18 protein-coding genes and 1 tRNA gene are annotated in these 25,670 nt (G+C 70.4%); 14 read left to right on the top strand and 5 right to left on the bottom strand.

The window, feature by feature from the left end:
* Positions 1-43: 43 nt before the first annotated feature.
* Complete coding sequence (gene der / locus LMJ29_RS06245) at positions 44-1,528, top strand: ribosome biogenesis GTPase Der (RefSeq protein WP_229604648.1); 1,485 nt, start codon at positions 44-46, stop codon at positions 1,526-1,528.
* 303 nt (positions 1,529-1,831) lie between these two features.
* Here the strand turns inward: der and LMJ29_RS06240 are convergent, their stop codons facing one another.
* The 4 genes from LMJ29_RS06240 to LMJ29_RS06225 form a co-directional block, all read right to left on the bottom strand.
* Entirely contained in the window at positions 1,832-3,103 is a 1,272-nt protein-coding gene (locus LMJ29_RS06240; RefSeq protein ID WP_377656403.1) for a TIGR03862 family flavoprotein, read from the bottom strand.
* A 148-nt stretch (positions 3,104-3,251) separates the two neighbouring features.
* A complete protein-coding gene (locus tag LMJ29_RS06235; protein WP_229604647.1) occupies positions 3,252-4,595 on the bottom strand; it encodes an MATE family efflux transporter in 1,344 nt (447 codons plus the stop codon).
* The gene (locus LMJ29_RS06230) at positions 4,592-4,885 is read right to left on the bottom strand and encodes a hypothetical protein (protein WP_229604646.1); all 294 of its coding nucleotides are present in this window, start codon (positions 4,883-4,885) and stop codon (positions 4,592-4,594) included. The genes LMJ29_RS06235 and LMJ29_RS06230 overlap by 4 nt, the downstream gene beginning before the upstream one ends.
* A gap of 43 nt (positions 4,886-4,928) precedes the next feature.
* The gene (locus LMJ29_RS06225; protein WP_229604645.1) at positions 4,929-5,381 is read right to left on the bottom strand and encodes a DMT family transporter; all 453 of its coding nucleotides are present in this window, start codon (positions 5,379-5,381) and stop codon (positions 4,929-4,931) included.
* Between the two features lie 159 nt (positions 5,382-5,540).
* On the opposite strand from LMJ29_RS06225, the gene fdnG reads away from it, so the two are divergent.
* The 7 genes from fdnG to LMJ29_RS06190 all read left to right on the top strand — a co-directional run bounded on the left by fdnG (position 5,541) and on the right by LMJ29_RS06190 (position 14,884).
* Positions 5,541-8,618, top strand: a complete 3,078-nt coding sequence (gene fdnG / locus LMJ29_RS06220; protein ID WP_229604644.1) for a formate dehydrogenase-N subunit alpha — start codon at positions 5,541-5,543, stop codon at positions 8,616-8,618.
* A 1-nt stretch (position 8,619) separates the two neighbouring features.
* Positions 8,620-9,546 (top strand): formate dehydrogenase subunit beta, encoded by a 927-nt coding sequence (fdxH, locus tag LMJ29_RS06215; protein WP_229604643.1) that lies wholly within the window; start codon positions 8,620-8,622, stop codon positions 9,544-9,546.
* A 79-nt stretch (positions 9,547-9,625) separates the two neighbouring features.
* Positions 9,626-10,243 carry a formate dehydrogenase subunit gamma gene (locus LMJ29_RS06210; protein WP_229604642.1) on the top strand — a complete coding sequence of 206 codons (618 nt, stop codon included), beginning with the start codon at positions 9,626-9,628 and terminating at the stop codon, positions 10,241-10,243.
* A gap of 253 nt (positions 10,244-10,496) precedes the next feature.
* Positions 10,497-11,420 (top strand): formate dehydrogenase accessory protein FdhE, encoded by a 924-nt coding sequence (gene fdhE / locus LMJ29_RS06205; protein WP_229604641.1) that lies wholly within the window; start codon positions 10,497-10,499, stop codon positions 11,418-11,420.
* Positions 11,417-12,832: an L-seryl-tRNA(Sec) selenium transferase gene (gene selA, locus LMJ29_RS06200; RefSeq protein WP_229604640.1), complete on the top strand. Its 1,416-nt coding sequence runs from the start codon at positions 11,417-11,419 to the stop codon at positions 12,830-12,832. Before fdhE ends, selA begins: the two co-directional genes overlap by 4 nt.
* A complete protein-coding gene (gene selB / locus LMJ29_RS06195) occupies positions 12,829-14,748 on the top strand; it encodes a selenocysteine-specific translation elongation factor (RefSeq protein ID WP_229604639.1) in 1,920 nt (639 codons plus the stop codon). Before selA ends, selB begins: the two co-directional genes overlap by 4 nt.
* A gap of 40 nt (positions 14,749-14,788) precedes the next feature.
* A tRNA-Sec gene (locus tag LMJ29_RS06190) sits at positions 14,789-14,884 on the top strand.
* Between the two features lie 58 nt (positions 14,885-14,942).
* Here LMJ29_RS06190 and LMJ29_RS06185 read toward each other — a convergent pair.
* Positions 14,943-15,653, bottom strand: a complete 711-nt coding sequence (locus LMJ29_RS06185; protein WP_229604638.1) for an SIMPL domain-containing protein — start codon at positions 15,651-15,653, stop codon at positions 14,943-14,945.
* Positions 15,654-15,888: 235 nt separating this feature from the next.
* On the opposite strand from LMJ29_RS06185, the gene LMJ29_RS06180 reads away from it, so the two are divergent.
* The 6 genes from LMJ29_RS06180 to LMJ29_RS06155 all read left to right on the top strand — a co-directional run bounded on the left by LMJ29_RS06180 (position 15,889) and on the right by LMJ29_RS06155 (position 25,668).
* Complete coding sequence (locus tag LMJ29_RS06180; RefSeq protein WP_229604637.1) at positions 15,889-17,145, top strand: ATP-binding protein; 1,257 nt, start codon at positions 15,889-15,891, stop codon at positions 17,143-17,145.
* A gap of 28 nt (positions 17,146-17,173) precedes the next feature.
* Positions 17,174-17,734, top strand: coding sequence for a response regulator transcription factor (locus tag LMJ29_RS06175; RefSeq protein WP_229604636.1), 561 nt, complete (start codon positions 17,174-17,176; stop codon positions 17,732-17,734).
* Between the two features lie 124 nt (positions 17,735-17,858).
* On the top strand, positions 17,859-18,650 hold the full coding sequence (locus tag LMJ29_RS06170; protein WP_229604635.1) for a YfaP family protein: 792 nt from the start codon (positions 17,859-17,861) through the stop codon (positions 18,648-18,650).
* Between the two features lie 84 nt (positions 18,651-18,734).
* Positions 18,735-20,459, top strand: coding sequence for a DUF2138 domain-containing protein (locus LMJ29_RS06165; RefSeq protein WP_229604634.1), 1,725 nt, complete (start codon positions 18,735-18,737; stop codon positions 20,457-20,459).
* Complete coding sequence (locus LMJ29_RS06160; protein ID WP_229604633.1) at positions 20,456-21,106, top strand: DUF1175 domain-containing protein; 651 nt, start codon at positions 20,456-20,458, stop codon at positions 21,104-21,106. The genes LMJ29_RS06165 and LMJ29_RS06160 overlap by 4 nt, the downstream gene beginning before the upstream one ends.
* 14 nt (positions 21,107-21,120) lie before the next feature.
* Positions 21,121-25,668 carry an alpha-2-macroglobulin family protein gene (locus LMJ29_RS06155; protein WP_377656395.1) on the top strand — a complete coding sequence of 1,516 codons (4,548 nt, stop codon included), beginning with the start codon at positions 21,121-21,123 and terminating at the stop codon, positions 25,666-25,668.
* Positions 25,669-25,670 lie beyond the last annotated feature (2 nt).

The raw sequence follows: 25,670 nt of genomic DNA, 5'->3' as shown, positions 1-25,670 counted from the left end.
CTGCAGCGGCCGTTGTGTTTTTTCGAATTAAGTGGAGAGCCGCATGGTTCCCGTTATTGCTCTGGTGGGACGGCCCAACGTCGGCAAGTCCACCCTGTTCAACCGCCTGACCAAGTCCCGCGACGCCATTGTCGCCGACTACGCCGGTCTGACCCGCGACCGCAAGTACGGCGAGGCCAAGTGGCAGGGCCGCACCTACATCGTCATCGACACCGGGGGCATCTCCGGCGACGAGGAGGGCATCGACGCCAAGATGGCCGAGCAGTCGCTGCAGGCCATCGAGGAAGCCGACGCCGTGCTGTTCATGGTCGACTCGCGCGCCGGGATGACCGCCGCCGACCAGATGATCGCCGAGCACCTGCGCAAGAACAACAAGCGCACCTTCCTGGTCGCCAACAAGGTCGACACCGTCGATCCAGACATCGCCCGCGCCGAGTTCAGCCCGCTGGCCATCGGCGACGCCTTCCCGGTCGCCGCCGCCCATGGCCGTGGCGTCAACGCCCTGCTGCAGGCCGCCCTCGGCGAGTTCCCGCGGGACGAGGCCGAGGAGGACGAGTTCGCCGCAGGCGAAGAGGGTGAGCAAGGCGCCGAGGGCGAGCGCAAGCAGCGCATCCCCGGCCCCGACGAGCACGCCGGGATCAAGATCGCCATCATCGGCCGTCCCAACGTCGGCAAGTCGACGCTGGTCAACCGCATGCTCGGCGAGGAGCGGGTGATCGTCTACGATCAGGCCGGCACCACCCGCGACAGCATTTACATCCCCTTCGAGCGCGACGAGGCCAAGTACACGCTGATCGACACCGCCGGCGTGCGCCGCCGCGGCAAGATCTTCGAGGCGGTGGAAAAGTTCTCGGTGGTGAAGACCCTGCAGGCGATCCAGGACGCCAACGTGGTGATCTTCGTCATGGATGCCCGCGAGGGCGTGGTCGACCACGACCTCAACCTGCTCGGCTTCGTGCTGGAAACCGGCCGCGCGCTGGTCATCGCCCTCAACAAGTGGGACGGCATGGACCAGCACGAGCGTGAGCGGGTGAAGACCGAGCTGGAGCGCCGCCTGCAGTTCGTCGACTTCGCCGACATCCACTTCATCTCCGCGCTGCACGGCACCGGCGTCGGCCACCTGTACAAGTCGGTGCAGGAGTCGTTCCGCTCGGCGGTGACCCGCTGGCCGACCAGCTACCTGACCCAGATCCTCGAGGACGCGGTCAGCACCCACCAGCCGCCGCTGGTCAACGGTCGACGCATCAAGTTGCGCTACGCCCACCTGGGCGGCGCCAACCCGCCGCTGGTGGTGATCCACGGCAACCAGGTGGACGCCGTGCCGCGCGCCTACTCGCGTTACCTGGAAAACACCTACCGGCGTGTGCTCAAGCTGGTCGGCACGCCGATCCGCATCGAGTTCAAGGGGGGCGACAACCCCTACGAGGGCAAGAAGAACACCCTCACCGAGCGCCAGGTGAACAAGAAGCGCCGCCTGATGAGCCACCACAAGAAGGCCGAGAAGAAGAAAAAGGACAAGCGCCGCTAAGGTCTTGTCCTGCTGTGAAAAACGCCGCCGGCCCGCAAGGGCGGCGGCGTTTTTCATGGCGGCCACCCGGTGGCGTAGGGTGGGTTAGGCCACAGGCCGTAACCCACCAACCGGCCGTCAGGCCGGCAGGCGCGATGCCGGGCGGCATCGCTGGTGGGTTACGCCGCGGCGCGGCTAACCCACCCTACGTTTCAGCGCTGCGCCAGCCAACGCAGCCTTGTAGGGGGACAACTCGCGAAGCGATTGTCCACCGCTTCCAAGGCAGGCCGGTGGACAAGGCTACGCCGTTGTCCACCCTACGAATCAGCGCCGCTCTTCCAGCCAATGCAGTACCCCCAACCCCGCCGCGCGGCCGCTGGCGAAGCAGGCGGTGAGCAGGTAGCCGCCGGTCGGCGCTTCCCAGTCGAGCATCTCGCCGGCGCAGAACACGCCCGGCAGCGACTGCAGCATCAGGTTGGCGTCCAGCGCTTCGAAGGGTACGCCGCCGGCGCTGCTGATCGCCTCGTCGAGCGGTCGTGCGCGCACCAGCGTGAGCGGCAGCGCCTTGATCGCCACCGCCAGGCGATCCATGTCCTGGAAGGTGGCCGCGTCGGTCAGTTCGCGCAGCAGGGCGGCGCGCACGCCGTCGATGCCCAGACCGGCCAGATGGCGAGCCATGGAGCGCGTGCCGCGCGGTTTGCGCAGGGCCGTGGCGAGCTGCTCGCGGGTGCGGTTGGGCAGCAGGTCGAGGTGGATCACGGCGCGACCTTCCTGGTTGATGCGCTCGCGGATCGCCGCCGACAGCGCGTAGACCAGGCTGCCTTCCACGCCGCTGGCGGTGATCACGAACTCGCCCTGGCGCGGCGCCTGGCCGTCCACGGCGATGGCCACCGGCTTGACCGGGGCGCCGGCGAATTTGTCGCGCAGGAACGCGCTCCAGCCGGCTACCTCGAAGCCGCAGTTGCTCGGTTGTAGCGGCGCCACAGGCACGCCGCACTGTTCCAGCAACGGCACCCAGGCGCCGTCCGAACCCAGGCGCGCCCAGCTGCCGCCGCCGAGGGCCAGCACAGTCGCGTCGGTTTTCAGCAGCCGCTCGCCGTCGACGGTGGCGATGCGCAGTGCGCCGGATTCGTCCCAGCCCAGCCAGCGCGCGCGGGTATGCAGCATCACGCCGGCTTCGCGCAGGCGGCGGAGCCAAGCGCGCAGCAGCGGCGCGGCCTTCATGTCGGTGGGGAACACCCGCCCGGAGCTGCCGACGAAGGTGTCGATGCCCAGGGCGTGGATCCAGGCGCGCAGGGCGTCGGCGTCGAAGTCTTCCAGCAGGCGGCCGATCTCGGCGGCGCGGTTGGCGTAGCGGGCGACGAAGGCCGGCTTGGCCTCGGCGTGGGTGATATTCATGCCGCCGACCCCGGCGAGCAGGAACTTGCGGCCCAGCGAAGGCATGGCGTCGAACACTTCCACCTGGGCGCTGCCGGCGGCGAGCACTTCGGCCGCCATCAGGCCGGCGGGGCCGCCGCCGATCACGGCGACGCGGGGCGGGGCGAGGGGAGCTGGGTTGGGCATGGCGGCGGGCTGGGCGACGAAGTGGGCGCGCATTCTAGCAGTTGCCCGCCGCGCGAGGCGCTGGCCGCAGGGGACCGCCAGGGCGGGCGGATGACGCCGGCCGGCTCGCGGCGTGCGGCAGAAGCGATCCTGCGCGCGAGCATGGCCCGCGCCGGCGCACGGATCGCCGGCACGCCGATTTCTATGGCGAAGCGAACCAGTCGCCGCGCCGCGCGATACGCCAGGCGCTGGCGCCCAAGGTCAGGCCGCGCAGCGCCATGAAGGCCAGGAAGGCCAGCCACAGGCCGGCATTGCCCTGCTCGCGCAGCTGCCAGGCCAGTGGCAGGGCGAGGAGCAGGGCCAGCAGCATGGCGTCGCGCATCTCCCGCGCCCGCGTGGCGCCGATGAACAGGCCGTCGAGCAGGTAGCTCCACACCGCCAGCAGCGGCAGGGCGGCGAGGAACGGCAGGTGGGCGTGGGCGATGGCGCGCACTTCGGCGATGTCGGTCTGCAGGTCGACGAACCATTCTCCGCCGAGCAGGAACAGCACGGCGAAGGCCAGGCTGGCGAGCAGCGACCAGCCGCCGGCCACCCACAGGCCGCGGCGCAGCGCCAGGCGGTCGCGCGCGCCTATGGCGTGGCCGCACAGCGCCTCCAGCGCGTGGGCGAGGCCGTCGAGGGCGTGGGCGGTGAGCAGCAGGCCGTTGAGCAGCAGGGCGTTGGCCGCCACCGTGGCGTCGCCGAGGCGGGTGCCCTGCACGGTGATCAGCAGGAACACGCTCTGCAGCGCCAGGGTGCGCAGGAAGATGTCGCGGTTGACGGTCAGCAGCGCCTGCCAACTCGCCCAGCGGCGCAGCGCCGCCCAGTCCGCCCGGCCGGCGTATTCGCCCAGGCGGCGGCGGGCGAGATACAGGCCGAGCAGCGCGCCGCTCCATTCGGCGAGTACCGAGGCCCGCGCCGCGCCGGCCACGCCCCAGTCGAGGCCGAGCACGAAGGCCACCACCAGCGCCACGTTGAGCAGGTTGGTGGTGAGCAGCATGGCCAGCGGCGCGCGCGCGTTCTGGGTGCCGAGCAGCCAGCCGATCAACGCGTAGCTGGCCAGCGCCGCCGGCAGGCCGAACAGGCGGATATACAGGTATTCATGGGCCAGGGCGCCCAGTTCGACGCCCGGCTGCATCAGGCCGAGGCCCAGCGGCAGCAGCGGCGCCACCAGCAGGGCGCCCAGCAGCGCCAGGGCCAAGGCCAGCAGCAGGCCCTGGGCGAGCACCTGGCGCAGCGCCCCGCCGTCGCCGCGGCCGCAGGCCTGGGCGGCGAAGCCGGTGGTGCCCATGCGCAGGAAGCCGAAGGTCCACACCAGCAGGGTATACAGGCTGCCGCCCACCGCGGCGGCGCCGAGCTGGTGGGCGTGCGGCAGGTGGCCGACCACCGCAGTGTCGACCAGCGCCACCAGCGGTACCGACAGGTTGGAGAGGATCATCGGCGCGGCCAGCGCCCATACCCGGCGCTGGGTCGGCGCGTGCCGCCAGGCGTCGCGCAGGCCGTTCACTGGATCAGCCAGCTGAGCAGCCACAGGCCGAGCAGCAGCCAGATCGCCCCGCCGACGAAGGAGCGGCGCTTGAAGGCGCGCCCGGCGGCGACCAGCAGCGCCAGGCCGATGACGAGGGCGATCAGGCCGAGCAGCGTGGGCTGCATGCCCAAAGACTGCGCCAGGCCGTCGAGGAAGTGCCCGCCGGCGCTGCCGATCAGGCCGAACAGCCCGCTCAGGCTCTCGACGAGGACGCGGATCAGCGCGCCCACGGCCTTGCCCAGCCATTCGAAGAAGCTTTCAACCTGCATGGGGTTCTCTACGAAAAGGAGAAGGGAGTGCGGAGAGCGGCGATCAGCCGCGACGGATCAGCCACACACCGGCGCCGATCAGCACGAGGCCGGCGACCTTGCCGACGGTCACCGAGGACTGCGGAAAGCCGGCCCAGCCGTAGTGGTCGAGTACCACCGCGGCGCACATCTGGCCGGCCAGCACCAGCGCCATGAACAGCAGGGCGCCGATGCGCGGACCGGCGAAGGCGGCGCTGACCACGAACAGCACGCCGAGCAGACCGCCGCTCCAGTGCCACCAATTCAGGCCGCGGAAGGGCGCGAGGCTGGTCGGCATGTCGCGCTGGCCCAGGGTAATGAACAGCAGGGCCAGGGTGCCGACCACGAAGGAGATCAGCGAGGCGGTGAGCACGCTGTCGATATGCCGCGCCAGCTGGCCATTGACGCCGGCCTGCAGCGGCATCAGGGCGCCGGAGAGCAGGGGCAGGGCGAGCAGCAGCCAGCTGAAGGACGACATGGTGCGACTCCGGTCGGGTGGGGAACGCCGCATAGTATGCCGCAATCGCGGGTCGCGCCGGGCCTGCGGCTGGCACCGTGGGCCGGCTGGACTATGGTTAAGTCGATGCGGTCGCCCGGTCCGCCGGTCGATCGTTCCCTGCCTGATAAGGAGAGCACGATGGACATGAACCGTCGGCAGTTCTTCAAGGTCTGCGGTGTCGGTCTTGGCGCCTCGAGCCTCGCGGCGCTGGGCATGGCGCCACCGCCGGCCTACGCCGAGACGATCCGCCACTTCAAACTGGCCAATACCCGCGAGACGCGCAACACCTGTCCGTACTGCTCGGTCGGCTGCGGCCTGATCATGTACAGCCGGGGCGACGGCGCCAAGAACGTCGTCCAGGAGATCGTCCACATCGAGGGCGATGCCGACCACCCGGTCAATCGCGGCACCCTGTGCCCGAAGGGCGCCGGCCTGCTCGACTTCGTGCACAGCCCCAACCGCCTGAAGTACCCCGAGGTGCGCGAGGCCGGCAGCAACGAGTGGAAGCGGGTGAGCTGGGACGAGGCGCTGGGGCGCATCGCCACGCTGATGAAGGCCGACCGCGACGCCAACTTCGTCACCCACAACGCGAACGGGCAGACGGTCAACCGCTGGCTGAGCACGGGTTTTCTCGCCGCCTCGGCCTCCTCCAACGAAGCGGGCTACATCACCCACAAGGTGGTGCGTTCGCTGGGCATGCTGGCGTTCGACAACCAGGCGCGTGTCTGACACGGCCCGACGGTGGCAGGTCTTGCCCCGACGTTCGGCCGTGGAGCCATGACCAATCACTGGGCCGACATCCAGAATGCCGACCTGGTGCTGATCATGGGCGGCAATGCCGCCGAAGCCCACCCCTGCGGTTTCAAGTGGGTGACCGAAGCGAAGGCGCACAACAAGGCGCGCCTGATCGTGGTCGACCCGCGCTTCAACCGTTCCGCCTCGGTCGCCGACCTCTACGCACCGATCCGCACCGGCACGGACATCGCCTTCCTCGGCGGGCTGATCAACTACCTGCTGGCGAACGACAAGATCCAGCACGAGTACGTGCGCAACTACACCGACGTGTCCTTCGTGGTGAAGGAAGGCTTCGCCTTCGAGGACGGCCTGTTCAACGGCTACGACGCGGCCAAGCGCAGCTATCCGGACAAGTCCGCCTGGAGCTACGAGATCGGCGCTGACGGCTACGCGGTGGTCGATCCAAGCCTCAGCCACCCGCGTTGCGTGTTCAACCTGCTCAAGAATCACTACAGCCGCTACACCCCGGAGCTGGTCAGCAGCGTCTGCGGCACGCCGCAGGAGACGATGCTCAAGGTCTGGGAGGCCATCGCCGAGACCTCGCGCCCCGACAAGGTGATGACCATCATGTACGCGTTGGGCTGGACCCAGCACAGCGTGGGCTCGCAGATGATCCGCACCGGCGCCATGGTGCAGCTGCTGCTCGGCAATATCGGCATGCCCGGCGGCGGCATGAACGCGCTGCGCGGCCACTCCAACATCCAGGGCCTCACCGACCTCGGCCTGTTGTCCAACCTGCTGCCCGGCTACCTGACCCTGCCTGGCGACGGCGAGCAGGACTACGCCGCCTACATCGCCAAGCGCACGCAGAAGCCGCTGCGTCCGGGGCAGCTGTCCTACTGGCAGAACTACGAGAAGTTCCACGTCAGCCTGATGAAGGCCTGGTACGGCAAGAGCGCCACCGTGGAGAACAACTGGGCCTACGACTGGCTGCCCAAGCTCGACGCGCCCGGCGCCGGCTACGACGTGCTCAAGGTGTTCGACATGATGTTCCAGGGGCAGATCAACGGCTACTTCTGCCAGGGCTTCAACCCGATCGCCGCCTTCCCCAACAAGGCCAAGGTCGGTGCGGCGCTGGCCCGGCTCAAGTACCTGGTGATCATGGACCCGCTGGCCACCGACACCTCGGAGTTCTGGCGCAACGCCGGCGAGTTCAACGACGTCGACACCGCCGCCATCCAGACCACGGTGTTCCGCCTGCCGACCACCTGCTTCGCCGAGGAGGACGGCTCCCTGGTCAACAGCGGGCGCTGGCTGCAATGGCACTGGAAGGCCGCCGAGCCGCCGGGCGAGGCGCGCACCGACATCGCCATCATGGCCGGCCTGTTCCATCGCCTGCGCGCGCTGTACGCCAAGGAGGGTGGCGCCTTCCCCGAGCCGATCCTCAATCTCGACTGGCCCTACCTGCGCCCGGACGATCCGGCTCCGGACGAACTGGCCCGCGAATTCAACGGCAGGGCCCTGGCCGACGTCAGCGATCCGGCCAGCGGCGCGGTGCTGGCCAAGGCCGGCGAGCAGCTGGCCGGCTTCGCCCAGCTGCGCGCCGACGGCTCGACCGCCAGCGGCTGCTGGATCTTCAGCGGCAGCTGGACGCAGGCCGGCAACCAGATGGCGCGGCGCGACAACGCCGATCCCTACGGCATGGGCCAGACCCTCGGCTGGGCCTGGGCCTGGCCGGCCAACCGGCGCATCCTCTACAACCGCGCCTCGGCCGACCCCTCCGGCCAGCCGTGGGATCCGGCCAAGAAGCGCCTGGTGTGGTGGAACGGCAAGGCCTGGGCCGGCACCGACGTGCCCGACTTCAAGCCCGACTCGGCGCCGCAGGACGGCATGAGCCCGTTCATCATGAACCCCGAGGGAGTGGCGCGCTTCTTCGCCCTCGACAAGATGGCCGAAGGCCCGTTCCCCGAGCACTACGAGCCGTTCGAGACGCCGATCGGGCGCAACCCGCTGCACGGCAACGTCCAGGCGGTGAGCAACCCGGCCGCCAGGGTGTTCAAGAACGACCTGGAGCTGTTCGGCAAGGCCGAGGAGTTCCCCTTCGTGGCCACCACCTACCGGCTGACCGAGCACTTCCACTACTGGACCAAGCACTGCCGGCTGGCCGCCATCACCCAGCCCGAGCAATTCGTCGAGATCGGCGAGGCGCTGGCCAGGGAGCGGGGCATCACCGCCGGCGACCGGGTCAAGGTCAGCTCCAACCGCGGTTTCATCAAGGCGGTGGCGGTGGTGACCAAGCGCCTGCGGCCGCTGACGGTGGACGGCAAGACCGTGCACCAGGTCGGCATCCCGATCCACTGGGGCTTCAGCGGCGTGGCCAAGAACGGCTTCATCACCAACACCCTGACCCCCTTCGTCGGCGACGGCAACACGCAGACGCCGGAGTTCAAGTCGTTCCTCGTCAACGTGGAGAAGGTGTGACATGGCCAGCCAGGACATCACCGCGCGCTCCGCCACCACCACGCCGATGCCGCAGGTGCGCCAGGTCGGCGAGGTGGCCAAGCTGATCGACACCTCCAAGTGCATCGGCTGCAAGGCCTGCCAGGTGGCCTGCTCGGAATGGAACGAGCTGCGCGCCGAGGTCGGCCACAACGTCGGCGTCTACGACAACCCCAACGACCTCGGCGCCGACTCCTGGACGCTGATCCGTTTCGCCGAGTACGAGAACCCCGCCAGCGGCAACCTGGAATGGCTGATCCGCAAGGACGGCTGCATGCACTGCGCCGACCCCGGCTGTCTCAAGGCCTGTCCGAGCCCGGGCGCCATCGTCAAGTACGCCAACGGCATCGTCGACTTCAACCAGGACAAGTGCATCGGCTGCGGCTACTGCATCAGCGGCTGCCCGTTCGACGTCCCGCGTCTCTCGCAGAAGGACCACAAGGCCTACAAGTGCACGCTGTGCTCGGACCGCGTGGCGGTGGGGCTGGAGCCGGCCTGCGTGAAGACCTGCCCGACCGGCGCCATCGTGTTCGGCAGCAAGCAGGACATGCAGATGCACGCCGCCGAACGCATCGAGGATCTCAAGGAACGCGGCTTCGCCCAGGCCGGGCTGTACGACCCGGCCGGCGTGGGCGGTACCCACGTGATGTACGTGCTGCACCATGCCGACCAGCCCTCGCTGTACGCCGGTTTGCCCGAGGCGCCGGCGATCAGCCCGCTGGTCGAGCTGTGGAAGGGCGTCACCAAGCCGCTCGCGCTGCTGGCAATGGGCGCCGCGGTGCTGGCCGGCTTCTTCCACTACGTGCGGGTGGGGCCGAACCGGGTGGACGAGGAGCCGGACCCCGGCGAGCCGACGGTGCACCAGGTCGATCCGTCGGTGCATGTGGTGGATCCGAACAAGCAACCCTGATGCGGCGGTGGCCCGGCGCGTTGGCGGGCTACGACCGCTGCCACGGGAAGAGCGCGCAAGCCTCTCCCGGGAGTCGACGATGAACAACGAGATCGAGCGCTACACCCCCGCGGAGCGGTCCAACCACTGGGCCGTGGCCATCCTCTTCGTGCTCGCCGGGCTGTCCGGGCTGGCGCTGTTCCATCCGGCGCTGTTCTGGCTGTCCGGTCTGTTCGGCGGCGGGGTGTGGACGCGCATCCTGCATCCCTTCCTTGGCCTCGCCATGTTTCTGCTGTTCCTGGTTCTGGCCATCCGCTTCGCCCGCTACAACCACCTGAACGCCTACGACCGGCAGTGGCTGAAGCAGATGGACGATGTGGTCAACAACCGCGAGGACCGGCTGCCGGAGGTCGGCCGCTACAACGCCGGGCAGAAGCTGCTGTTCTGGGTGCTGGTGCTGTGCATGCTGGTGTTGCTGGTCAGCGGCATCGTCATCTGGCGCCAGTACTTCGGCGAGGCGTTCGGCGTCGGCCTGATCCGCCTGGCCGCGGTGGCCCATGCGCTGGCCGCCTTCGTGCTGATCCTCGGCATCATCGTGCACGTCTACGCCGCCATCTGGATCAAGGGCTCGATGGGCGCGATGCTCTACGGCAAGGTCAGCCGCGCCTGGGCGCGCAAGCATCACGCCGCCTGGCTCAGGGAGATCGGCCGCAAATAGCCCGGTCCCCGGTGGGACCTGTGTAGGGGCGAATTCATTCGCCGACGTGGCCATGGCTGGCGAATGAATTCGCCCCTACAGCAAGTCCGTGCGCGTCCTCGCGGCGCAACCCCATCGCCCGCTGGGCAGGGGGGACAACCGCGCCGCCTGGCCCGGCACGCGGTCCTGCGCATCCGGCCCGTGCAATCGCGACGCCAGCGTCTAGGCTTCAGTTCAGGCCCAGTAAGGACAACAAGCCCAGAAGGAGTCCTGCGTGTCAGGCACCATTCTCGAGCGCGGCCAGATCGCCGCCGCCGCCAGCAAGCCCCCCTTCCTCCAGCTACCGCCGCGCAACCTGTTCGCGCTGCGCGCAGCGCGTCTTGCCCAGCTCGCCGAGGGGCACGCGCTGGGCGACTACCTGCAGCTGCTCGCCGCCGTGTGCCGTGCCCAGCAGCAGGTGCTGGAGGCGCCGCCCGCCCTGCCATTTCCCGACCCCGAGCGTTGTGCCCAAGCCATCGCTCACGACATGCCGCCGCTGGCCGGCGACGCCCTGGTGCGCGAGGACGCCTGGCTGCCGATGCTCGACGCCTGGCTGGCCGCGTTCGCGCCGCCTGCGCCGGCCAATCCGGCTCTCGCCCACGCCCTCGAGCGCGTGCGCGCGGCCGCCGCCGCGCAGCGCAAGGCCTGGGGCGGGGCGCTGCTCGACGGCCGATACGCCAGCGTGCCGGCGGCCGTGGCGCCCTTCGTCGGCGCCGCGCTGCAACTGGCCTGGAGCCATTGGCTGCTGAACCTGGATCCCCGTGCCTTCGCCGAGGTGGAGGACCAGCAGACCTGCCCGGCCTGCGGCGCCCTGCCGATGGCCGGGGTGATCCACGGCCAGGGGGCGCGCAACGGCCTGCGCTACCTGGTCTGCTCGCTGTGCGCCTGCGAATGGCACTACGTGCGCCTCAAGTGCAGCCACTGCCGGAGCACCAGAAAGCTCGACTACCTGCATCTGCAGCACTCGCCGCACGGCGTGCGCGCCGAGGCCTGCCCGGAGTGCCGCCACTACCTCAAGCAACTTTATCTTGAGCTGGAGCCGGGCGGCGAAACGTTGTCCGCCGATCTCGCCAGCCTCGATCTCGACCTGCTGCTCGATGGCGAGGGCTACCGACGCCAGGCGCCCAACCTGCTGCTGGCGCCGGGAGGCGACGGATGACCACCCTGCGTCTGCCCTCGGTCGACCGCCTGCTGCGCAGCCCGGCGGTGGCGCCCCTCGAGCGCCGCTACGGGCGCCAGGCGCTGCTCGCCACCCTGCGCGGCCTGCTCGACGAGCTGCGCGAGCCGGCCCTTCACGGCCAACTGGCGGCCATCGAACTGTCCGAGGCGGTGCTCGCCGGGCGCGCCGGCGAGCGCCTGGCCGCCGGCCACCGCAGCCGCGTACGTCGGGTGTTCAACCTCACCGGCACCGTGCTGCACACCAACCTCGGCCGCGCCCTGCTGCCGCAGGAAGCCATCGACGCGGTGATCGAGGCCGCGCGCCATCCGCTCAACCTCGAGTACGACCTGGCCAGCGGCCGGCGCGGCGACCGCGACGATCTGGTCGAGGGACTGCTGCGCGAGCTGACCGGCGCCGAGGCGGTCACCGTGGTCAACAACAACGCCGCCGCCGTACTGCTGGCGCTGGCCGCGCTCGGCGCGCGCAGGGAAGGCATCATCTCGCGCGGCGAGCTGATCGAGATCGGCGGCGCCTTCCGCATTCCCGACATCATGGCCCGCGCCGGGGTCAAGCTGGTCGAGGTCGGCACCACCAACCGCACCCACCCGAGCGACTACGAGAGCGCCATCGGCCCGCGCACTGGCCTCCTGATGCGCGTGCACACCAGCAACTACTGCGTGCAGGGCTTCACCTCCAGCGTGGCCACCGACGAGCTGGCGGCCATCGCCCACGGCCACGGCCTGCCGCTGCTCGAGGACCTGGGCAGCGGCACCCTGGTCGATCTGACCCGCTGGGGCCTGCCGGCCGAGCCGACCGTGCAGCAGGCGCTGGCCGCCGGCGCCGACATCGTCACCTTCAGCGGCGACAAGCTGCTCGGCGGCCCGCAGGCGGGGATCATCGTCGGCCGTCGCGAGCTGATCGCGAAGATCAAGAAGCACCCGCTCAAGCGCGCCCTGCGCGTCGACAAGCTGACGCTCGCCGCGCTGGAGGCGGTGCTCGGCCTGTACCGCGACCCCGAGCGCCTCGCCGAGCGCCTGCCGACCCTGCGCCTGCTCAGCCGTCCGCAGGCGGCGATCCGCGCCCAGGCCGAACGTCTGGCGCCGGCGCTGCGTGCGGTGCTGGGGGCGAATTGGCAGGTGAGCGTCGCCGACGCGCTGGGCATGATCGGCAGCGGCGCCCTGCCGGTGGCGCGCCTGCCCAGCGCCGCGTTGTGCCTGCGTCCGCTGCAGCCTCGGCGCTTGCGCGGCCGCGCCCTGCGCCAGCTGGAGGAGGCGCTGCGCCTGCTGCCGCTGCCGGTGATCGGCCGCCTCGACGACGACGCCCTGTGGCTCGACCTGCGTCAGCTCGACGACGAGCCGGCCTTCGTCGCCCAGTTGGTCGAGTTGACCCCGCTGGCCGGAGCGGCGCCATGATCGTCGGCACCGCCGGGCATATCGATCACGGCAAGACCGCGCTGCTGCGCGCACTGACCGGAGTGGCCGGCGACCGCCGCCGCGAGGAGCGCGAGCGCGGTATCACCATCGATCTCGGCTACGCCTACGCCGACCTCGGCGACGGCAACCTCACCGGTTTTATCGACGTGCCCGGTCACGAGCGCTTCGTGCACAACATGCTGGCCGGCGCCGGCGGCATCGACTGCGTGCTGCTGGCGGTGGCTGCCGACGACGGCGTGATGCCGCAGACCCGCGAGCACCTGGCCATCGTCGAGCTGCTTGGCATTCCCCGCGCCCTGGTGGCGCTGACCAAGAGCGACCGCGTCGAGCCGGCGCGCCTGGCCGAGGTGGCTGAGCAGGTGCGCGGCCTGCTGGCCGCCGGTCCCTATGCCGACGCGCCGCTGTTTCCTGTTTCCAGCCTCAGCGGGGCGGGCATCGACGAACTGCGCGCGGCGCTCTCCGCCAAGGCGCGCACGCTGGCGGCGCGTGCCGCCGACGGCCATTTCCGCCTGGCCATCGACCGCGTCTTCAGTGTCGCCGGCGCCGGCGTGGTGGTCACCGGCACGGCGCTGGCCGGCCAGGTGACGGTCGGCGACGAGCTGCTGCTCAGCCCGTCCGGTCGGCGCGTGCGGGTGCGCGGTCTGCATGCGCAGAACCGCGAGGCGCTCGAGGCCTGCGCCGGTCAGCGGGTGGCGCTGAATCTCGTCGGCGAACGCCTGGCGGTGGAGCTGATTCGTCGCGGCGACTGGCTGCTGGCCGAGGCGCTGCACGCGCCGACTACGCGCATCGATATCGACCTGCGTCTGCTGCCCGCTGAGCGCGAGCTGAAACACTGGACGCCGGTGCACGTGCACCTCGGCGCCGCCGACGTCACCGGTCGCGTCGCCCTGCTCGAAGGCGACAGCCTGGCGCCGGGGGCGCGGGCGCTCGCCCAGCTGGTGCTCAACGCGCCGCTGCACGCGGTGCACGGCGACGCCCTGGTGCTGCGCGACCAGTCGGCGCAGCGCACCCTGGGCGGCGGCCGGGTGCTCGATCCCTTCGCCCCGGCGCGGGCGCGGCGTACGCCGGCGCGCCTCGCCCAGCTCGCCGCGCTGCGTGACGGCGGCCTGGAGCAGGCGCTGCCGATCCTGCTGGCCGAGGCGGCCAACGGTCTCGATCCCGGATTGTTGGAGCGCCAGTTCAACCGCCCGCGCGCGCTCTGGCGGGTGCCGGGGGAGGTGCTGGAAATCGCCACCCGCGGCGGGCCGCGCCTGCTGCCGCGCGACCACTGGCAGGCGCTCGACGCGCGCCTGGTGGCGGCGCTGGCGCGCTTCCACGCCGGGCAGCCCGACGAGCTCGGCCCGGATCGCGACCGCCTGCGCCGCTTTGCCTTCGCCGAACTGGAGCGGCCGCTGTTCGTCGCCCTGCTGGAGCAGGCGCTGGCGCGCGGTGCGCTGCAGGCCAGCGGCCCCTGGCTGCATCTGCCGGAGCATCGCGTGCAGCTCGCCGCGGCCGACGAGGCACTGCGTGCCCGGGCCTGGCCGCTGCTCTTGGAAGGCGGCTTCGACCCGCCCTGGGTGCGCGAGCTGGCCGCCGCGCTGGCGGTGGAGGAGGGCACCATGCGCCTGCTGCTGCGCAAGCTGGCACGCCTCGGTCTGGTGCAGCAGGTGGTCAAGGATCTGTTCTATCCGCTGGAGACCCTGCAGCAACTGGCGCGCCTGGTCGTGCAGCTGGAGGCGCGGCTGGGCGTGATCCGGGTGGTCGACTTCCGCGATCGCCTGGGCATCGGCCGCAAGCGCTGCGTGCAGATCCTCGAGCACTTCGACCGCATCGGCCTGACCCGGCGCTGCGGCAACGAGCGCCGGGTGCGCCACGACAACGCGCTGGCGCAGGTGGCTCTGGCGGTCGCCGCATGAAGGTGCGCTGCGTGCCCGCGGCCGGCCGCCCGCGAGACAGGGAAGGCATTCGCGCCCGGTGGCGCGGCCGGGCTTCAAACCCGGTTGGGGACGGCAGCCGTTCCCGGGTGAGTTCGACTCTCACTGCCTTCCGCCATTTGCCCTGCTGCCGGCGCCGGACAGCGATAGCCGCCGGCACCGGGCGCTGCTGCCGCTCAGGGCAGCTGTACTTCGATCACCCCGCTGGCGTTCACTTCCAGCTCGCTGTTGCCGCCCTCGATCTGCGGCACCGGCGCGCTTTCCGCCATGCGCATGTCCTTCATCGCCGCCATCGGCATCGGCGGGCGCGAACCGCCGCTGCTGTTGAGGTCGAGGCGCACCAGCTTGTAGCCGCTGGCGCCCATCGCCTCGCTGACCAGTTGGGCACGCGCCTTGAAGGCGGCCACCGCCTGCTTGAGCAACTGGTCCTCATGCACCTTGCGGCTGTCGGCGGACAGACTGAAGTGCATGTCGGCCATTTGCAGCTCGTCGAGCAGCTCGCCGCTCAGCTTGGCCAGCGCGGCGAAGTCGGCGCTTTCCAGGCGCAGCTCCGCGCGCTCGCGCCACGCCACCACCTTGCGGCCCTTGTCGTCGTAGACCGGATAGCTCTGCCGGCTGCCCAGGCCCAGGTTGACCGTCTTGATCGCGCGGGCGCGTTCCAGGGCGCGGTTGAGGCTGGCGGTGACCTGCGCCGCCAGCTTGGCCGGATCGGCATCCTGCTCCTCGCGGTAGAGGGTGACGTGCATGCGGTCGTGGGCCACCTCGCGGCCGACCTCGGCGCGCAGGCTGATCTGGTTGTAGCGGGGCTCCTCGATAGCCTGCACCTGGAGGATACTCAGGCTGGCGCCGAGGGCGAGGAGGGCGGCGAAGCGTTGCATGGGCAACATGATGACTCCTGTCGTTAGGGATGCCTGGCAAGGATAGCCGGCGATCCCGGGTAGGACCGGACGGTTGCGGCGCAGTTCCCGGCAGGGGATGGCGCCCGCGCGGATCGGTGGTCGCGAAGGGGGGATTGGACGCCTTCTGGAGCATCGCGGGTGCGGCCACGGGCTGCCGCGCCCATTTGCCGCAAGCATCGGGGAGGTCGCTCTGGTTATACTCGCGCCGATTTTCGGAACCCTTATGCAAGCACCCGTCCAGCTATTCTCCGCCAGCCTGCAGAACCTCGCCCGGCTGGTGCTCATCCGTCTGCTCGTGCTGGCCGCCCAGGCCGGCTCGGTCGGTTTCGCCTGGTGGTCCGACCGTCTGCCGCTGCCGTGGACCGAGCTGGCCGTCACCCTCGGCGTGTCCGGGCTGCTGAGCATTTTCACCGCCCTGCGTCTGCGCGCCTCCTGGCCGGTCGCCGAACTGGAGTACGCGATCCAGCTCGGCTGCGACCTGGTGATCCACAGCGTGCTGCTGTACTACACCGGCGGTTCGAGCAACCCCTTCGTGTCCTACTACCTGGTGCCGCTGACCATCGCCGCGGCGACCCTGCCCTGGCTGTATACCCTGCTCCTCGCCGGCCTGGCGCTGGCCAGCTACACCCTGCTGCTGGTCTGGTCGCATCCGCTGGACCTGCCGGCCGAGCCGCGCGAGAGCCTGCTGGTCTACGGCATGTGGCTGAGCTTCGCGCTCGCCGCCGGGCTGATCACCTTCTTCGTCGCCAAGATGGCCGAGGAGCTGCGCCGCCAGGAGCAGCTGCGCGCCCAGCGCCGCGAGGAAGGCATGCGCGACCAGCAGCTGCTCGCCGTCGCCGCCCAGGCGGCTGGCGCCGCCCACGAACTGGGCACGCCGCTGTCGACCATGAGCGTGCTGCTCAACGAGCTGCGCCTGGAGCATCGCGACCAGCCGGTGTTGCAGGAGGATCTTTCCCTGCTCCAGGAGCAGGTCAAGCTGTGCAAGGACACCCTGCAGCAGCTGGTGCGCGCCGCCGAGGCCGAGCGCCGCCAGGCGATCGTCGAGCAGACCGTCAGCGAATGGCTGGAGGCGATGCTGCAGCGCTGGCACCTGATGCGTCCGGAAGCCACCTATCGCTACCAGTGCCTGGGTGTCGGCGCGCCGCCGCGACTGATGCCGCCGACCGACCTCAGCCAGGCGCTGCTCAACCTGCTCAACAATGCCGCCGACGCCTGCCCGGACGACCTGGACATCCGCCTGGACTGGGATGCGCGGGAAATCTGCCTGAGCATCCGCGACCACGGCGTCGGCGTGCCACTGGCGATCGCCGAGCAACTCGGCAAGCCGTTCTTCACCACCAAGGGCAAGGGCTTCGGCCTCGGTCTGTTCCTCAGCCAGGCCAGCGTGACCCGTGTCGGTGGTACAGTGAAGCTTTACAATCACGAAGAAGGCGGCACGCTGACCGAGTTGCGTCTGCCGCGCAATTACGGCGTCGCCTGAACGCCGATTCTGCCTTGCGAGGATCGAGATGAGCGAAGAAGCCCGATTCGACACCGAAGAACAGCCGCATCTGCTGCTGGTGGACGACGACGAGACCTTCACCCGCGTGCTGGCCCGCGCCATGACCCGGCGCGGCATGCGTGTGTCGGTGGCCAGTTCGGCGGAGGATGGCCTGGCTCTGGCCGAGCGCGACCTTCCCGACTACGCGGTGCTCGACCTGAAGATGGGCGGCGATTCCGGCCTGGTGCTGCTGCCCAAGCTGCTCGAGCTGGATAGCGAGATGCGCGTGGTGATCCTCACCGGCTACTCGAGCATCGCCACCGCGGTGGAGGCGATCAAGCGCGGCGCCTGCAACTACCTGTGCAAGCCGGCCGACGCCGACGACGTGCTGGCCGCGCTGCTCTCCGAGCACGCCGACCTCGACAGCCTGGTGCCCGACAACCCGATGTCCGTGGATCGCCTGCAGTGGGAGCACATCCAGCGCGTGCTCAACGAGCACGACGGCAACATCTCCGCCACCGCCCGCGCCTTGGGCATGCACCGCCGTACCCTGCAGCGCAAGCTGCAGAAGCGTCCGGTACGCCGCTGAGGCCCGCCACTACGCGTGAGCCGCCACGGTCGCTGAGACCCAGGCGGCAATCCCGCCGGCGGGCGGTTGGCAGCCGCCGGCCGAATCGCTAGGCTGCACGGGTTGCGCCGATAAGGGACTATTCATGCGCATTCCTCTGCTATCTCTGAGCCTGCTCGGCTGCGCCGTGGGGGCCTGGGCCGAGCCTGCGGCCCAGCTCGACGGGCCCGTCGGCGGCTGGCGCCATTCCGGGCTGCTCGAACCGCAGCAGGGCCCGCGCGTGGCCTATCCCACCCCGCCCATCGACCGCGGCGGACAACGCGGGCGCAGCCTGATCGAAGGGCGCCTGCAAGGTCTCGAAGGCCAGCGCCAGCCGCACCGCCTGGTGGTCAACGGCAATCCGCTGCCGCTGTACACCGATGCCCAGGGGCGTTTCGTCCGGCCGTACAACTTCGGCGCCGGCTCCAACAGCGTCGAGCTGGCCAGCGCCGATGGCCAGTCGCTCAAGCGCGTGCAGTTCTACGAGGCCGACAGCCTGAAGACGCCGGCACGGGTGCGGGTCGTCCTCGGCTGGGACGATCCCAAGGCCGAGCTGGACCTGCACCTGCTCACTCCGGACGGCCAGCACGCCTTCTGGGCCGACCCGGTGATGAGCAATGGCGGCGGCCTCGACGTCGACAGCGTCGACGGCCCCGGCCCGGAAATGTTCACCATGACCGCGCCGCTGCACGGCACCTACCTGGTCTACGTCAACTACTGGGGCAACCTGGGCAGCGGTGGCTACAACTTCCAGGCCGGCAGCAACCAGAACGAAGTCATCACCGCGCAGATCAGCCTGGTATTCAACGAAAACACACCGAACGAAAAGCGCGAGACCTTTCTGGTGCCCCTGCGCGGCATCGGCGATCTGCAGCTGATCAAGGCGTTCGACTATTAACGGATGGTTCCTCGGCGCGGGGTCGGCAAGGGCGCTCGCCTTACCGGGCCGTACGCTACAGGGAAGAGTTGGGGAGTTGGAGAGATGAACGCGAACACCTCGTCCGCCAGCGCTCGCACGGCCGCGGGCGGCAAGACCCGGGCGCGCCTGGGCGGCTGGCTGATCGTCCTGAGCTTCGGCCTGCCGCTGGCCGCCGGTGCCTTGTATGGCTGGCTGTCGCGCGCACCCGCGCCGGCCGCCGAGCCGGCCGCGCAGAATGCGCTGCGCCTGGACCTGCGCCGTCCCGACGTGCTGATCGAGAGCGCCTCGCTCAGCCGTTTGCCCAGGGACCTGCTGGCGGTGCCGCTGCTGCGCGATACCCTGACCGAGGACTTCGTCTTCTACTACGAGCAGCATGCCGATCGCCTGGGCCTGAATGGCAGCCTGCGGCGGATCGTCTACGAGCACGAGCTGACCCTGCAGGACAGCCTGCTCGACGAGCTGCTCGACCAGCCCGCGCAAGTCGCCCTGTGGCGCGGCGCCGACGGCAAGCTGAAGCACTTCCTGCTGGTCATCCAGCGCGGCGGACTGGCCCGCGTGCTCGAGCCGCTGGCCCGTGTCGCCAGCGACGACAGCCAGCTGCGCAAGGTCGGCGAGCTGCAGGTCGACGACACGCCGGTGGCGCTCTATCGCCTGCGCTACAACGCCGGACGCAACCTGCTGTTCGCCAGCCATGGCGACCAGCTGCTGGTGCTGTCCGGCCAGGGCCTGCTGTTCGACGGCGAAGACGACGCCGCCCGGCTGGCCCATGACGCCGCGACGAGCGTCGAGGCCCTGCTGGAGGGTGACAGCCCGTTCGCCGAGCGCTTCGGCCTCGACGCCCGCGCCGAGGCGAGCCAGCGCATCACCCTCGGCGCCGGCTACCTGGCGCTGGGCTACCAGCGCTTCGTTCCGGCCTTCGCCGGCCTGCGTTTCGAGCTGGACGGCGAGGGCTGGCACAGCTACCTGGCACTGGACGAGGTCGATGACCACGCCGAGCTCGATTTCGCTCCGGTGTGGCGGGCGATGCCGCTGGGCGCCAGTGCCTGCGTGGCCCTGCCGGTTGCGCCCGAGGTGGCGGCCGGGATGTTGGCCAGGACCGGCGCCGCCGCCGAGGCGGCCGGCAGCCTGGCGCGGCAGCTGGGTGGCGCGGCCGGGCTGTGCTGGTACGCCGACTCGCGCCTGCACTCGCCGTTGCTGGTCGCGCAGTTGCGTGCAGAGCCCGACGCGGCCAGCGACGAGCAGCTCGGCCAGCTGTTCGGTGAGCTGATCGGCGCCTGGGAGTCCCAGGCCGCCGAGGGCATCTTCCCGGTGAGCCGGGAGAAGCTGGGGGCGGCGCACCGCTGGCAGCGCGAGGTCGGCTCCAATTTCGGCCAATATCCCGCCGATGAGGCCGCGCAGCCGGACGCCCTGGCAGCCAGCGGCTTCTTCCGCGTCAGCCTGGCGCGGCACGGTTCGACCCTGCTGTTCTCGCTGGACGACCGCCTGGTCGACAAGGCCATCGATACCCTCGACAAGCGCTTCCCGCCGCTGGCCGAAGTGCTGCCCGGCGATGCCCTGGTGCCCGCCTACCTGGCGCCTCAGGCGCTGGCGGCGCTGCTCGAGCGGGAAACCCTCGACAGCCTGCCGGCGGATATGGAGCCGGTGTTCCGCAACGCGGCACAGGCCCACCTGCTGCCCAAGCTGCAGGCGCTGGCCGGGCACCAGCGCTATGCCCTGACCCTGCCGGCGGGCAGCGAGGCCGACGAACGCTGGCAGTGGCTGCCGCTGCACTGGCGGGCGCTGGAATGATCGTCGCCGCACGACTGTTGCCGATCGCCGGCGTGCTGCTGCTACTGCTCGGCAGTCCGGCATTGCGCGCGCAGGAAACGCTGCCGCTCGACGCCGAGCAGTCGCAGCTGTTCCGCGCCTGGTTCGTGCGCATCGCCCAGGAGCAGCTGCGCCAGGGGCCCAGCCCGCGCTGGCACCAGCAGGACTGCGCGGGCCTGGTGCGCTTCGCCGCCAACGAGGCGCTCAAGGTCCACGACGGCAAGTGGCTGCGCAGCAACGGCCTGTCCAACCGCTACCTGCCGCCGGAGCTGGCGCTGAGCGAGGAGCAGCGCCAGCTGGCGCAGCGCTGGAGCCAGGGCGGCGACGAATTCGGCCCCTACGTCAACGCCATCAAGCTGATCCAGCACAACAGCACGTTCATGGGCCGCGACCTCAACCAGGCGCGCCCCGGCGACCTGATCTTCTTCGACCAGGGCGACGACCAGCACCTGATGATCTGGATGGGCCGCGCGATCGTCTACCACACCGGCACCACCACACCGACCGACAACGGCATGCGCGAGGTCGGCGTGCAACAACTCATGACATGGAAGGACACCCGATGGATACCCGACGCCGCCAATCCCAACTTCATCGGCATCTATCGGCTGCATTTTCTCACCCGCTGACGCTCGCAAGGCGCTTGCGCGGCCTGCTCCGGCTGCTCGGCCTGGCGCTCTGTGCGCTCCTGCTGCTGCCGCTCGCTCAGGCCGACGACGCGGTGCAGTCGAGCGGCTACACGCCGCAGAGCGGCGAGTCGTTCTTCCTGCTCGCCGACAGCAGCTTCGCCAGCGACGAAGTGGCCCGCGTGCGTCTGGAGGCGCCGGGCCGCGACTACCGGCGCTATCGCATGGAGGCCTACGGCGGGGTCGACGTGCGTCTGTATCGCATCGACCAGCCGCTGGAGTTCCTCAAGCGGCAGAAGAACCTGCACCGGGTGGTGGTCGAGGGCCAGTTCAAGGGCGAGGGCCTGTCCAACACCCTGGCCTACCTGTGGGACAACTGGTATCGCAAGTCGCGCCGGGTGATGCAGCGGGCGTTCTCCTACGAGTCGCGCAAGCAGGTCACCGAGGCGGCGCCGGAATTGAAGATGGGCGCGGCCATCGCCACGCCGACGCAGTTCGAGGCGGCGCCGCAGTTCGCCCCGCTCAAGGGGCTGCCGCTGGTCAGCCAGTTCCGCTACCCGCTGTGGGACGCCAAGCCCATCGAGCCGCCCAAGGGCGTCGAGCTGGCCGGCTCGTCCAGCCAGTTCATGCAGGTCAATCCGGGCAACGTCTACATCCCGCTGGGCAAGCTCAAGCCCGGCCTGTACCTGGCCGAGGCGCTGGTCGGCCAGTATCGCGCCACCACCGTGGTGTTCGTCTCCGACACCGTGGCGGTTAGCAAGATCGCCGGCGACCAGCTGCTGGTGTGGACCGTGCGCAAGCGCGAGGGCAGCGCGGTGCCCGGCACCCGAGTGCTGTGGAGCGACGGCCTGGGCGTGATGAGCAGCGGCAGTACCGACGGCGAGGGCCTGCTGCGCCTGCAGCACGCCAGCCCGGAGCGCTCCTACGTGCTCGGCGAGGACGCCGAGGGCGGCGTGTTCGTCTCCGAGAACTTCTATTACGACAGCGAGATCTACGACACCAAGCTGTACGCCTTCACCGACCGGCCGCTGTATCGCCCGGGCGACTGGGTGGAGGTGAAGATCGTCGGCCGCGAATTCAGGAATGCCCGCGACTCGGTGGCGCCGGCCAGCGCGCCGGTCAAGCTCAGCGTGCTGGACGCCAACGGCACGGTACTGCAGACGCTCGACCTGAACCTCGATGGCCAGGCCGGCAGCCAGGGCCGCTTCCAGCTGCCGGACAACGCCGTGGCCGGCGGCTACGAGCTGCGCTTTGCCTATCGCGACCAGCTGTACAGCAGCGCCTTCCGGGTCGCCGACTACATCAAGCCACACTTCGAGATCGCACTCGACCTGGCCAAGGCGGACTTCCGCACCGGCGAGCCGGTCACCGGCAACCTGGTGCTGCTCTATCCGGACGGCAAGCCGGTGAAGAATGCCCGCCTGCAGCTGAGCCTGCGCGCCCAGCAGCTGTCGATGGTCGACAACGAACTGCAGTACCTCGGCCAGTTCCCGGTCGAGCTGTCCAGCAGCGAGCTGCAGACCGACGAGCAGGGCCGGGCCGCCCTTGAACTGCCCGCCGCGAGCAAGCCCAGCCGCTACCTGCTGAGCGTGTTCGCCAGCGACGGCGCCGCCTACCGGGTCAAGACCAGCAAGGAAATCCTCATCGAGCGTGGCGCCGCGCACTACCGGCTGGATACCGCGCGTCGTTTCAGTGCGGTGGGCGAGTCCGTTTCCTTCGGCTACCGCAGCGAGCAGCCGAGCGAGCTGGTGCCGGCCCGCTACGAGTGGGTGCGCCTGGAGGATCAGAGCCGTGGCGGCGACAGTCTGGCCGCCGACGCCCGCGACTTCAGCATCGCCTTCGCGCGGCCGGGCACCTACACCATCACCCTCAAGGACGCCCACGACCTGATCCTCGGCGCCACCGGCCATGTGGTCAGCGGTGCCGGCCTCAAGGCGGTGGCCGGCACCGTCGAGATCGTCCTCGACAAGCCCGAGTACCGGGTCGGCGACGAGGCCCAGGCGCTGATCACCTTCCCCGAGCCGGTCGGCGAGGCGCTGCTGACTCTGGAGCGCGACCGGGTGGAGGCCACCGCGCTGCTGTCCAAGGGCGGCGCCTGGCTCGCTTTGGAGAAGCTCAACGACACCCAGTACCGTGCGCGCATTCCGGTGCGCGAGGACTTTTCGCCGAACCTGACCTTCTCGGTGCTGTACACCAAGGGCGGCGACTACAGCTTCCAGAACGCCGGGGTCAAGGTCGGGATGCCGCAGATCGATATCGACATCGTCACCGACAAGGAGCAGTACCAGCCGGGCGAGCTGGTCAGCGTGGAGCTGGCCACCCGCTTCGCCGGCCAGCCGGCGGCGACGCGGCTGACGGTCAGCGTGGTGGACGAGATGATCTACGCCCTGCAACCGGAGATCGCCCCGGGCATCGACCAGTTCTTCTATCACCCGCGGCGCAACAACGTGCGCACCAGCGCCAGCCTGGCGTTCATCAGCTACGACGTGGCCCTGCCGGGTACGCCGAGCGCGCCGCTGCGCGCCAATCGCAGCGAACGCGCGGTCAAGGTGCTGGAACGGCCGCGCCGCGAGGAAGTCGACACCGCCGCCTGGCAGCCCGACCTGGTCACCGATGCCGACGGCAAGGCGCGCTTCACCTTCCGCATGCCCGACTCGCTGACCCGCTGGCGCATCACCGCCCGCGCGGTCGCTGCGGACGGCCAGGTCGGCCAGCGCAAGCAGTTCGTCCGCTCGGAAAAACCGCTGTATCTGAAGTGGAGCGGGCCGACCGCGTTCCGCGCCGGCGACCGGCCGGCGCTGGGAGTGTTCGTGTTCAACCAGGGCGAGGATGACACCCAGGCCGAATTGCTCAGTCGCTACGCCGGGCAGGAACAGCGCACCGTGCTGCAGCTGGCCAGGGGCATCAACTACGTGCCGCTGGCGCCGGCCGCGCTGGTCGCCGGCGACTGGACGGGCGAACTGCAGCAGGACGGCCGCACGGCCGATGCGCTCGGCGTCGGCCTGCGCGTCGTCGGCGGCGGCTGGCAGGGGCGGCAGACCCGTACGCTGCTGGCCGGCGCCGGCAGCACGCCGCTGGACCTGCCGGCGGATGCCGGCGACCTGCGCCTGCACCTGGACGACAGCGCCCAGGCGCTGTTCCGGCGCAACCTGGACGCGCTGCTCGACTATCCCTACGGCTGCGTCGAGCAGACCGCCAGCCGCCTGCTGCCGCTGAGCCTGGCCTACCCGGTACTGGCCGGCGGCGAGGCGCGCATCGGCGAGCGGCTGCGCCTGATCATGCAAAACAGCCGCCTGCGCCTGGTGCAGATGGCCGGTCCCTCGGCCGCCTTCACCTGGTGGGGCGACAGTACCCCGCCGGATGCCTTCCTCACCGCCTACGCCTACTACGCCGACTGGCACGCCAGCCGCGCCCTGGGCATCGAGCTGCCGGCCGAGCACTGGCAGCGGGTCCTCGACGTCTACGCCGATCGGGCGACGGCTTCGCCGCTGCTGCAGCGCGCGCTGATCCTGGGCTTCGCTCGCGACATGCGGCTGCCGGTGACCACCTTGCTGGACGGCCTGCTGGCCGAACTCGGCGCGGCCGGCGCTGGTGAGCAGGTGAGCCTGCCCGAGGATGGCACGGCGAGCCTGGTGATGGCCGCGCCGGATTCCGCGCTCGGCCTGGCGGTCGCCAGGCTGCTGAGCGTACAGCTGGCCGGCGAACTCAAGGTGCGCGTGCCGGACGCTCTGGCGGCCCAGCTGGAAGCGGACCGCGGCCTGCTCGCGGCCAGCCGCCAGCCCTTCGCCGAAGCGGTGCGCCTGCGCCTGGCGCCGCATGACCAGGCCGGGGCGGTCGCCCTGCTGCAGCGCCTGGCCGCCGAGCAATCGACCCTGGAGCGCGCCCTCGCGCTGACTTGGCTGCGCGGAGCACTGGAGCAGGCGCCCGCCGCCGAGGCGGCCACTCCGGGGGCGGGCTGGCAGGCGCGCCGGGATGCCACCGGCGAGCGCTACTGGCAGTGGCAGGGCGAGGGCCTGCCGACCGCCCTGGAGTTGCCGGCCAGTCAGGCGCGGCCGCTGGCGGCGGCGCTGAGCTTCGACAGCGCGCAGGCGGCGACCGGCAACCTGCCGGTGAGCATCAGCCGCCGCCTGCTGCGCCTGGTGCCCGGCGACAAGGCCTTCGCGTTCGGTGTCGAGGAGCTGGGCGAGCGGCCGATCTCCAGCGATGACCTGTACCTGGACGAAGTGACCCTGGTCAGCGACGCGGAGCAGCCGCTGCGCTACGGCCTGCTGGAAGTGCCGCTGCCACCGGGCGCGGACGTCGAGCGCACCACCTGGGGCATCCAGCTCAGCGGCCTGGGCTCGGCCGAGGCGATGCCGCTGGAAAAGGCCCGCCACGAGCCGGGACAGCTGCTCTACGCCGTGCCGGTCGACAGCCTGCAGGGCCGCGTGGTGTTCCGCCATCTGGTGCGCTTCTCGCAGAAGGGCCAGTTCGACCTGCCGCCGGCGCGCTTCCAGCGCATGTACGCGCCGCACGAGCAGGCGCTGGAAGGCCAGTCGGCGCTGCGCCGGCTCGAGGTGGAGTGAGG

The sequence above is a fragment of the Pseudomonas oryzagri genome, assembly GCF_020831405.1.
GTDB lineage: Bacteria > Pseudomonadota > Gammaproteobacteria > Pseudomonadales > Pseudomonadaceae > Geopseudomonas > Geopseudomonas oryzagri.
The sequence above is the reverse complement of the archived record's forward strand: the minus strand, read 5'-3'. Positions and strand labels throughout refer to the sequence as shown.